This is a genomic window from Mycobacterium sp. (genome assembly GCF_050701675.1).
Taxonomy (GTDB): Bacteria; Actinomycetota; Actinomycetes; order Mycobacteriales; family Mycobacteriaceae; genus Mycobacterium.
The window spans coordinates 1-8,571 of the sequence record NZ_JBOGDD010000393.1; the positions used below are offsets into that span (position 1 = coordinate 1).

The following is an 8,571-nucleotide window of genomic DNA, read 5'->3' on the forward strand; positions in this document are numbered from 1 at the left end:
GGGTAAGCCGGACGCTAACGACCGGACTTGAATCCGTCGGTTGCCCAACCAGCACTGGTGCATTCATCGCGTTGTTCCGATGTTCAATCGGACGCCCCTGCCTTCACCCCCGGGATAATGGGGAGGCTCAGACTGGATGCCGCCAAGTGGACGGTGTGGGTTGAGACAGCTGTCATTGTGCTCACGGATTGGGGCTCGGCGACCCCCAGATTGCGGGCAAACCGTGGATGGGCGCCCCCTGATACCTGCAGGCGCACGCAGTGGCCTGCGTTGAATCTGTAGCCGCAGGGGTCCATGGTGAGCGTCAGTCGCTGGATCTGATTGGGAGGGATCGTTGAGTCGAGTCGGTGGATCGTGTCAGAGACGTTGGTCGATGTGCCTTTGATGTCCACGTCGGTCAGGCGAACAAAGATATCGGAGAACCTATTGTCAACGCTGACAGCAATGTTCACCGTCGGTGACCCGATAACGTCAACGTCGGTGTCAAGCGGCCCGGAGGTGAAGATCAGGACGTCGTCGCGTGATTCGAGGTCAGTGTTGTCGAAACGTCCGGCTCCCATGAACAGTCTTCCGCCGACGGCGGGTGTGGGATCGGTCGGATCGAAGACGAAACTCGAGGTGGCGGTCGGGGGAGTGCAGTTAGTACGCACGAGGGATTCGCCCACGCCGAGGTTCCACTTCTGAACCTCGGCCGTGGGTGGCCACGCATCGAAGTCGAGCCAGGTCTGTGGTCCCACGAGCTGAACCCGTACCGCTGCGTCGCGCGGCGTGGGTTCGGCGCCGGCGACGTGCTCGTCGAACCAGCCGAGAGCCTGCTGATGCATTGTCGGCGCGGCCTCGTTGAGGCTGACGGTATGTGTCCAATCGCCCAGGCGCAGGGCTACATCGAGGCCGCGTTGATGCAGGACGGCGTACTGCTCGACCATTTGGTCGAGGAAGATGTCATTCCATCCGGCGAAGAGCAGGACGGCTGAGCTGGTGCGGTTCAGGCCATCTTCGAAGGTGTAGCCCTTCCAGAACGGATCCCCGATATCGGGGTGCATCAGCCAGTCGTGAAACCACGGTGCCATGCCGTCGAGGACGTTGGCCGCGGCATCGGTCATGGGCAGTTCGTTCATGGCCGGGCCCAACCGCTGTGCGCTGGTCACCGCGCGCGCCATCATCTCTTCGGGCGACCCGGTGTCGGCGGCGGCATCGCTCCACGCCAGGAAGGTGTGAAGGGCCAGGGGCCCATTGCCGACGGCTGCCTTGCCGAAGTCGTGCGGGCCCATCATCACGACCGAGGCCTTCAGTTCTTCGGGCGCCCCCATCATCAACCCGTACTGGGTGAATCCGAGGTAGGAGGCACCGATCGACCCGAGGCGTCCGTCGAACCAAGCCTGCTTCCGCAGCCATTGCATGGTGTCGGACGCGTCGTTGGCTTCGTGGACCATCGGCTCGAAGGGCCCGGTGGACCCATGGGTTCCCCGCACACTCTGCATTAGAACGTGATAGCCGCGCGCCGCGTAGGGCTCTGCGAGCAGATTGGCATAGGGAAAACCGCGCCCATAGGACGAACGGACCAGAATCGTGCCCCGGGGCTCGTCGGTCTGCGGGATGTAGTGGTCGCCGAGCAGTGTTGCGCCGTCGCCGGTGACGACGTTCGCGCCAGGCTCCATGCGGAACGAGTTCCTCGCCGGGGGCAGCCTCAAATCGGGGAGCTGCAGCGCTGGCGGTTGCACCACGGAGGGGTCTTCGGCTGCGGTGTGGTCGGTCACGATGCTTCCTTTCCGGGCGAGCGGGGCGACGTAGTGCACGGCGGATGTGGTCTCAGCCGTGGGAGTTCGGCTCTTTCCGTCGCACTTAAGGCGTCCTATTGCTGGTTTGCGGCACGGTATTGGTCGTCGGTGACGGGCTCGAGCCAGGTGGTGCCGTTGTCGTGTCCGGCGCGTTCGAGCAGGGCGAGATGGGACATGAAGTTGCCGTCGGTGGCGCCATGCCAGTGGTCTTCTCCGGGCGAGGTGTAGACGGTGTCGCCGGCGCGCATGCGAATGACGGTGCCGTCGCGGGTGACGACGAGCCCGATCCCGTCGGTGATGTGCAGGGTCTGGCCGAGGTCGTGGGAGTGCCAGTTGGTGCGGGCACCGGGGGTGAATCGGACGAGGCCGACGATCAGCCGTGAGGGGTCTTCGCCTCGGTGGATGGGGTTGACGTAGACGTCGCCGGTGAATTCTTGCCTCGGTGCTTTCGCGGTCGGGCTGAGGGGTTTGAGTTCCATTGCGTCTCCTGGGAATTCGGCACGCGCCTGATGGGCGCATGCATGGCTGAGCGAACCGTTCTGTGCTGGTTCAACCCACCTGCTGCTCGGTGTTGGCGTGGTCGGCGTCGCCGTGTGTGCCGGGCCGGGCTCCTGGGTGGGTGGCCTGAAGGACTTCGAGGCGACGGACGCTGATCCGCCATCCGTCCGCGGTCCTGACGAGGTCGTCATGTAGGGCGAACGCGCTGGTGACGTACCAGCTTGAGTCTTGCTCGGCATCGTCGTCGGGCTTGGCCTTGTGGCTGACCAACATGTCGGTGCGCGCTGTTGCGGTGTCGCCGTCGATGGTGACCGTTGGTAGTCCCAGCAGGTGCTGCCATCGGGTGAATTCGTACATGCGACCGTTTGGTCCGTCGCCGCGCATCCAATCGGCCAACTCGATGTAGGTGCCCTTCCCGAAGCCTCCCGTGCCGTAGTCCAACCTGGCGTCCGGGGTGAAGACCTCTCGCCACAAATCGAGCAGGATGTCGTCGTGTTGGGTGACGTTTTGGGCTAGGGCGTAGCGCGCTATGACGTCCTGAATTTCCAGTCGATCCAACAGATAACGGATGTCGGTGTCTGAGCTCATGGACTGGTTCCCTTCATGTTCCGACAGGATTGCTCAGCGGTGAAGGGGAAGGCCGTCGCACGGCATGTCGTGGATTTCCACTGCCCCGTTGGACACCTCGGTGACGTATGCCTTGTGCCGGCCGTCCTCGGTGAAGGCGATGTTGGTGGGTGCGATGCCAGCGGTCTTGATGCGTTCGACCACGGTGCCGGTCTTGTCGAGGATGGCAATCTCGCCTTGGCCGGTGACCGTGCAGTACAGCCGGCCGTCGGCGCCGAACTTCATGCCGTCGGGTCCGATGAATTCGGTGGGCGCTTCGCCGGCGAAGACGTTGCCGAAGAGTTCGCGTTTCGGGTCGCTCACCGTGGTGTCGTAGCGGTAGATCTGGCCGCCGATCGTTTCGTTGACATAGAGCAGGCCGTCCGGACCGAAGGCGAGACCGTTGGTGAACCAGAGTCCGTTGTCCAGGCGGGTGACGTCGAGGGTGTCTGCGTCGATGCGGTACACGCGGCCGTCGTAGGGGTAGTCCTTCCAGATCGGCAGCAGTGCCGCCTCGGTCGGGGAGAGCAACTCGTGCTGCCAGGCACCGGAGTCGGTGAAGTAGATCGCGCCGTCGGGTCCGATGACGAGATCGTTGGGCCAGCGGAACTCTTCGTCTCCGTATCGGGCGATGCGCAGTAGCTCGCTACCTTCGGCGTCCAGTTTGATGATCGCGTGCTCGAAGGCCTCGCCGACCCAGAGTGTGCCGTGGCGGTCGCGGACCAGACCGTTCGGTTGTCCACCGGTCTCGTGCACGACGGTGAGTTCCCGGGTCTGCGCGTCGACGCGGGTGACGCTGCGCCGCGCGCCGGTCATTTCGACGAGGAGCAGGTCGCCGTTTTCCAGGACGATGGGACATTCCGGTGACCCGAGTCCCGTCACGAACGTTTCCATGGGTGTTCCCTTCACGAGTGGGTGTCCATCCGGCCGACCACGCTCTGTGGTAGCCGCGAAACGGAGGGTGCTCTCCGTTGCAACTTCGACTGTAACATGAAACGTAGGGTGGGCTCCGTATTGGTAGGATGGGCGCATGACTCAAAGTGCGACAGACGTCAGCCGGCCCGTCAGGCGCGATGTCCAGCGCAACCGTGATGCCTTGCTCCGGGCGGCCCGCACGGCGTACGCCACCTGTGGTGTCGATGCACCGCTAGACGGCATCGCGAGATTGGCGGGCGTGGGAATCGCCACCCTCTATCGGCACTTTCCGCGTCGTGCAGACCTCATCGACGCGGTCCTCGCCTGTGCCGTGCAAGAACACCTCGATATCGCCGCCCAGGCGCTCGTGTTCGGCGACCCCTGGGAAGGGCTCGTTCACTACCTGGAGGAAACCACCCGCCTGGAAGCCGCGAACCGCGGAATCAACGACCTGATGTGCATGCGGATACCGGGCACCGACACGTGCGAAAAAGCCAAAGAGGACTTGTGTGCGGCACTGACCAGAATCATCGAGCGCGCACAGGCAAGCGGGCAGCTCCGTAAAGACGTGACATTGCAAGACTTCTCGTTCATCAACTGGGGGAACAGCCGCATCCTCGACGCTCTGTCAGCCGACGACGGCGAAGTGTGGCGCCGCTATCTCGCACTGCTGCTGGACGGCTTCCGTGCAGAGGGGGCACACGAGCTGCCCTGCCCGCCGCTGGGACCCGAACAGGTAAGCCGGGCCATGACCCGGCTCGGCGAACGTCCGATGTTCGCCTGAGCTCACCACGCGGTGGTGCACGACTGTGGCCTATCCAGCATCAGATCAAGCGAGGCTCAGCCGGCTACGCAACCCCCATGAGGCCCAAACCATCCCGCGTACGACGGCGGCGTCTCTGGTCGCCCGCGCGCGGGCGACGGCTCTCTAAACGATAGTGACGCCGTCGATAATGACCGCGATGGCCTTGGTGAGGTTGTCACCGTCGAGGGCGGTGATGGCCATTCGGATGAATGCGGCGATCTCGGCGACGTCAATACCGGCGCGTAACCCACCCGCGTCACGCAGACGTCTCGTGGCGGGGCCAACTGCATCGACGATCAGTCGCTGCGCGTAGGTATCGGCGCGTGGGCTTGCCTTGGCCAGACTGGCGAAGGTGGCGATGTCACGCTGGGACATGTCGCAGCTGCGGGTGAACGCCGCTCGGAATGCCTGCAGCGGATCATCGATCAACGCAGCGTGATCAGCATTGTCTTGAAGTGTGCCGACCAGGTCATCAAGGACCGCCTCAATCAGATCGTCCTTGACCGGGAAATGCCGATACAGCGTGGTTGCGCCGACGCCTGCTTGGCGGGCGATCTCATCGAGGGGCACGTCGTGCCCCTGGTTGGCGAACGCCTCTCGCGCGGCCGACACCAGCTTGCGGCGATTGCGCACTTGGTCCTTGCGTATGGCCGGCATGCGGACACCCTCCAATTCGGTAGTAGCACTACCGTTTTGTGCTACGGTGCAAGAAACGGTTGTAACACCACCATATCTGGGGATCGTGGTGGACGGAACGAAGGAGACGTGATGGCGTGGAACCCCGAAGCACTGCCTGATCTATCTGGGCGAACGATCGCGGTGACCGGTGCAAATGCTGGCATCGGGTACTTCATCGCTGAGCAACTCACGGGTGCGGGAGCCGAGGTGGTGATGCTGGGCCGCGACGCCGGCCGTGTCGAGATGGCCATCGCCGCGCTGCATGATCGGGTTCGCCACGCCCGGGTGCAGATGGTGCCGCTCGATCTGGCCGACCTGGAATCGGTGTCGACAGCGGCAACGGCATTGACTCGCCTGGATCGCCTCGATGCCAACACCACAAAAGACACCCCCCGACCGTGACGACAGGCAGACGGCAACACAGCTATGGCAGCGCTGCGAGGAACTCACCGGAGTCGAATTCCCTACACCGATGGGCCGCCGATGAACACTCTCGACCAATTCCGCGGTGGCCGCACGATCAACGTGACCACCTACAACCGAAGCGGGCGCGGTATCGCCACCCCAGTGTGGTTCACCACCAGCGACCACGAGCTGTTCATCATGACCGCCCCGGACAGCGGCAAAGTCACACGGATTCTCGACAACAACCGAGTCGCGGTCTCACCATGTGACAGCCAGGGGCGAATCGCCACCGGCGCAACACAGTTCGAAGGAACAGCGCGCCTCCTCGACAACCAGCACACCAAACGTATTCAGCGGCTCATGGCACGAAAATACCTCTCCGTGCGCGTCGCCACCCTGCTGGAGAAACTCACCTGCCGCCGGCGCACGTGGTCGGCGATCGCCATCTCCATCACATCCCCACAGCCCTAACCCGAATCACCGAACAAAGGAGCGCCACCGATGGCGAAAACGTCGTTCAACACATCCACTACCACCAGAACACCGGCCGACTGGACCGTCATCACCTTCGGGCTACTCGACGTCGTGACCGCGATCTCGGGACTGCTGAACCCCAACCGACTCCGTACCAGTACCGGACTCCCAGAGACCGGCGACCCCCGCTCCGATAACGCCACCCGCACACTGCTGCTCACCATCTCCATCGCCGCGATCAACAACGGCACCGCCTACATACTCGGCGGCATACACAGCTGGCGGGGATTCGCCGCATGGTCGGTCGCCGCGAGACTGTTCATGGGCACCGGATTCATCATCATGACCCGCCAGCAACTGGCCCCCAAACGGTTCCGACGTGCCGTCATCTGGGAACTCGTCGGCGCCGCAAGCACTACCGCAGCAATCTGGTCCAAACGCCACACCTCGGCAATTCGGCCATGATTGCGCCGCAATCGGGGTGGCCTGAGATTGACCTCAACATTGCCGCCGCCGCTGCTGTCCGGGTTGCGAAAGCGCCAGCTGCCGGGATACCCACTTTCTGGCCGGGTTGCCGGTCGCGCTCGAAGGCATATTCCGCGGCAGCAACGTCGGGGAAATGGTCGCTTCACTGTGACGCCGGGACATGCGGGAGTCCAGCCGAAAGCTGTTGGGTGCTGCCAGATTTGCGTATCACGTTGACGAGGTGAGGTCCTGGTCCTGGGCGCCGAGTCGGCCCATCGAGCTCGCGTCCGTAGGCGCCCCACCGCAGCGAGTGTTGGCTAGGGCGATCGCAGGATGACGATCGCGTTGTCGATCTTTTTGAAGGAGTTGAATGTCGCTGCGGGAACGCCGAAGACGGCGGACAACACCCGGGGTGGAAGTGCGCTGAGGGACTCACCGATGCCGATGTTGTCCTTGGCTTCGGGCGCACTGGTGTTCTGGATGATCACGATCTTCAAGTCGGCCGGGCCCCGGTTCTCGAAGTAGTGGAAGGAACCCTGGGGGGCGAATACGACGTCGCCGACATTTTGGTCGAAAGCCTCGTGATTGCCGTTGCCGTCGATGACCACCCAGGCCGCGACACCGCTGGAGACCAGGTTGATCTCCCACGCGCTGGGATGCCAGTGCGGCTCGCGGATACCTCCAGGCTGCAACGTAAGCAGCAAGAGGCTGGCCTCTTGCCCCGTGAGTATCGGAAAAGTGTCTTCGTCCGCCTGCTGAAACGAGCCCCCGTCAAGCGTGGTGGGGGGTTGAGCGCCGAGATGGAACAGGTGCGATTGGGAGGTGATCGTCTCAGCGGGTAGGCGGGGATCACCAAAGCGCGCCGCATCATCGGTCATCGGCTCTTCCTTATCAGTGCGATAGCCGGAAGTGCCGCCGGTGATGAGACGGTCGACGCCTGCACCGGTTGCGGCTGCGGCGCCGGCCAAGCCCGCTCCACCCAAGACCTTGCGACGATTAACCGCCACGTTGGTAAATTACCGCAGCGGTCAGGACCCGTCTATACCCGAGCAAAGGCCGGGGCCCTCCCTTGGTGCAGTGTGGATGGAACCTGTTCGAGCCCAAGGACACCCGGGCGGCGACCCAATGGATCAGTGCTCAACCGGCACGACATCCCAGTGGGCGCTACAGATGACCTCACCAACCAGTCGGGGCACGACCTAGCCGTAGGACACCACCAACATTCCAGGGCAGCAGTGCTCACCAATTGGCCCCGCGTGCGTTTCGGCCATCCTTCCGGCACGTTGACGGTGGGCGCGGAAGTGCGCGAGGAGGGCGATCACTGGAAGGTGAGCAAGGTCCTCATGAGCCGCTCGGCGCGCCGCCTGATGGAAGGCTGGGTGCGCGTGCCGCAAACCTGACCGGGAGAAGCCGGTGCCGAAGATTCTGGGGTCGGGCGAACTCGAGAAGACGTGCGCGTAAAGCTCGAGCGCCTCTTGTGGACTCCCCGAGCCAGCGGGGCCGGCCAAAACCGAAAGGCCCAAAGACAAATCAGCCAGGGACAGCCCACGGAGCACTTCCACGGGTGGCGATCAGCATTCCAGCTAGCCGCCATGCGGGAGTTCCGTTTCTCCTCAAGCAGTTTGGTGGCTAGCGCCGATGACAACGATACCCGCGTCGAGCAGTCTTGAGATACATACCGAGGCGAAAATTGCATGTGGAGGAAGACGATGACAACGGTCAACGCAGCCCGCTCGACGGGCAACCGGCGGCGGGTGCATTCGGCGGTAGGAACCGCCGCGGCCGCCATGGTGGCTGCGGCTACGGTCGGTGTCGGCGCACAGTTCCTCGGTGTCACTCCGCCGGCTAGCGATACTGCGCCGTACTGCGCCGGGGCCTACCAGTGCCAACAGCCCGGCACGGATGGGCTGCTCCCACGTGCCCTTGACCCGCTCGTCTCATATGGAC

At 63.6% G+C, this 8,571-nt stretch carries 12 protein-coding genes; 6 read left to right on the plus strand and 6 right to left on the minus strand.

Annotation, left to right across the window (positions count from 1 at the left end):
• Positions 1–83: 83 nt before the first annotated feature.
• From ACRDUX_RS11910 to ACRDUX_RS11925, 4 genes are all read right to left on the minus strand, one after another.
• Positions 84–1,757 (minus strand): CocE/NonD family hydrolase, encoded by a 1,674-nt coding sequence (locus ACRDUX_RS11910; protein ID WP_526414108.1) that lies wholly within the window; start codon positions 1,755–1,757, stop codon positions 84–86.
• Between the two features lie 95 nt (positions 1,758–1,852).
• Positions 1,853–2,257 carry a (R)-mandelonitrile lyase gene (locus ACRDUX_RS11915; protein WP_526414110.1) on the minus strand — a complete coding sequence of 135 codons (405 nt, stop codon included), beginning with the start codon at positions 2,255–2,257 and terminating at the stop codon, positions 1,853–1,855.
• Between the two features lie 70 nt (positions 2,258–2,327).
• On the minus strand, positions 2,328–2,864 hold the full coding sequence (locus ACRDUX_RS11920) for a nuclear transport factor 2 family protein (protein ID WP_526414112.1): 537 nt from the start codon (positions 2,862–2,864) through the stop codon (positions 2,328–2,330).
• Between the two features lie 33 nt (positions 2,865–2,897).
• The gene (locus ACRDUX_RS11925; RefSeq protein WP_526414114.1) at positions 2,898–3,776 is read right to left on the minus strand and encodes an SMP-30/gluconolactonase/LRE family protein; all 879 of its coding nucleotides are present in this window, start codon (positions 3,774–3,776) and stop codon (positions 2,898–2,900) included.
• Between the two features lie 136 nt (positions 3,777–3,912).
• Here ACRDUX_RS11925 and ACRDUX_RS11930 point away from each other — a divergent pair, with 136 nt between their 5' ends.
• Positions 3,913–4,581: a TetR/AcrR family transcriptional regulator gene (locus ACRDUX_RS11930; RefSeq protein WP_526414116.1), complete on the plus strand. Its 669-nt coding sequence runs from the start codon at positions 3,913–3,915 to the stop codon at positions 4,579–4,581.
• 144 nt (positions 4,582–4,725) lie between these two features.
• On the opposite strand, the gene ACRDUX_RS11935 is transcribed toward ACRDUX_RS11930, so the two are convergent.
• Positions 4,726–5,235, minus strand: a complete 510-nt coding sequence (locus ACRDUX_RS11935) for a TetR/AcrR family transcriptional regulator (protein ID WP_526414118.1) — start codon at positions 5,233–5,235, stop codon at positions 4,726–4,728.
• Between the two features lie 135 nt (positions 5,236–5,370).
• Between ACRDUX_RS11935 and ACRDUX_RS11940 the strand changes: the two genes are divergently transcribed.
• From ACRDUX_RS11940 to ACRDUX_RS11950, 3 genes are all read left to right on the plus strand, one after another.
• Positions 5,371–5,682 (plus strand): SDR family NAD(P)-dependent oxidoreductase, encoded by a 312-nt coding sequence (locus tag ACRDUX_RS11940; protein WP_526414120.1) that lies wholly within the window; start codon positions 5,371–5,373, stop codon positions 5,680–5,682.
• Positions 5,683–5,763: 81 nt separating this feature from the next.
• On the plus strand, positions 5,764–6,156 hold the full coding sequence (locus ACRDUX_RS11945; protein WP_526414122.1) for a PPOX class F420-dependent oxidoreductase: 393 nt from the start codon (positions 5,764–5,766) through the stop codon (positions 6,154–6,156).
• A 30-nt stretch (positions 6,157–6,186) separates the two neighbouring features.
• Positions 6,187–6,624 carry a hypothetical protein gene (locus tag ACRDUX_RS11950; RefSeq protein WP_526414124.1) on the plus strand — a complete coding sequence of 146 codons (438 nt, stop codon included), beginning with the start codon at positions 6,187–6,189 and terminating at the stop codon, positions 6,622–6,624.
• A gap of 317 nt (positions 6,625–6,941) precedes the next feature.
• Here the strand turns inward: ACRDUX_RS11950 and ACRDUX_RS11955 are convergent, their stop codons facing one another.
• The gene (locus ACRDUX_RS11955) at positions 6,942–7,502 is read right to left on the minus strand and encodes a cupin domain-containing protein (protein WP_526414130.1); all 561 of its coding nucleotides are present in this window, start codon (positions 7,500–7,502) and stop codon (positions 6,942–6,944) included.
• Between the two features lie 357 nt (positions 7,503–7,859).
• Here ACRDUX_RS11955 and ACRDUX_RS11960 point away from each other — a divergent pair, with 357 nt between their 5' ends.
• Together ACRDUX_RS11960 and ACRDUX_RS11965 are read left to right on the plus strand one after the other, a co-directional pair.
• Positions 7,860–8,024: a PrpF domain-containing protein gene (locus tag ACRDUX_RS11960; RefSeq protein WP_526414126.1), complete on the plus strand. Its 165-nt coding sequence runs from the start codon at positions 7,860–7,862 to the stop codon at positions 8,022–8,024.
• A 309-nt stretch (positions 8,025–8,333) separates the two neighbouring features.
• A partial coding sequence (locus tag ACRDUX_RS11965; RefSeq protein WP_526414128.1) for a hypothetical protein occupies positions 8,334–8,571 on the plus strand: 238 nt, incomplete at its 3' end.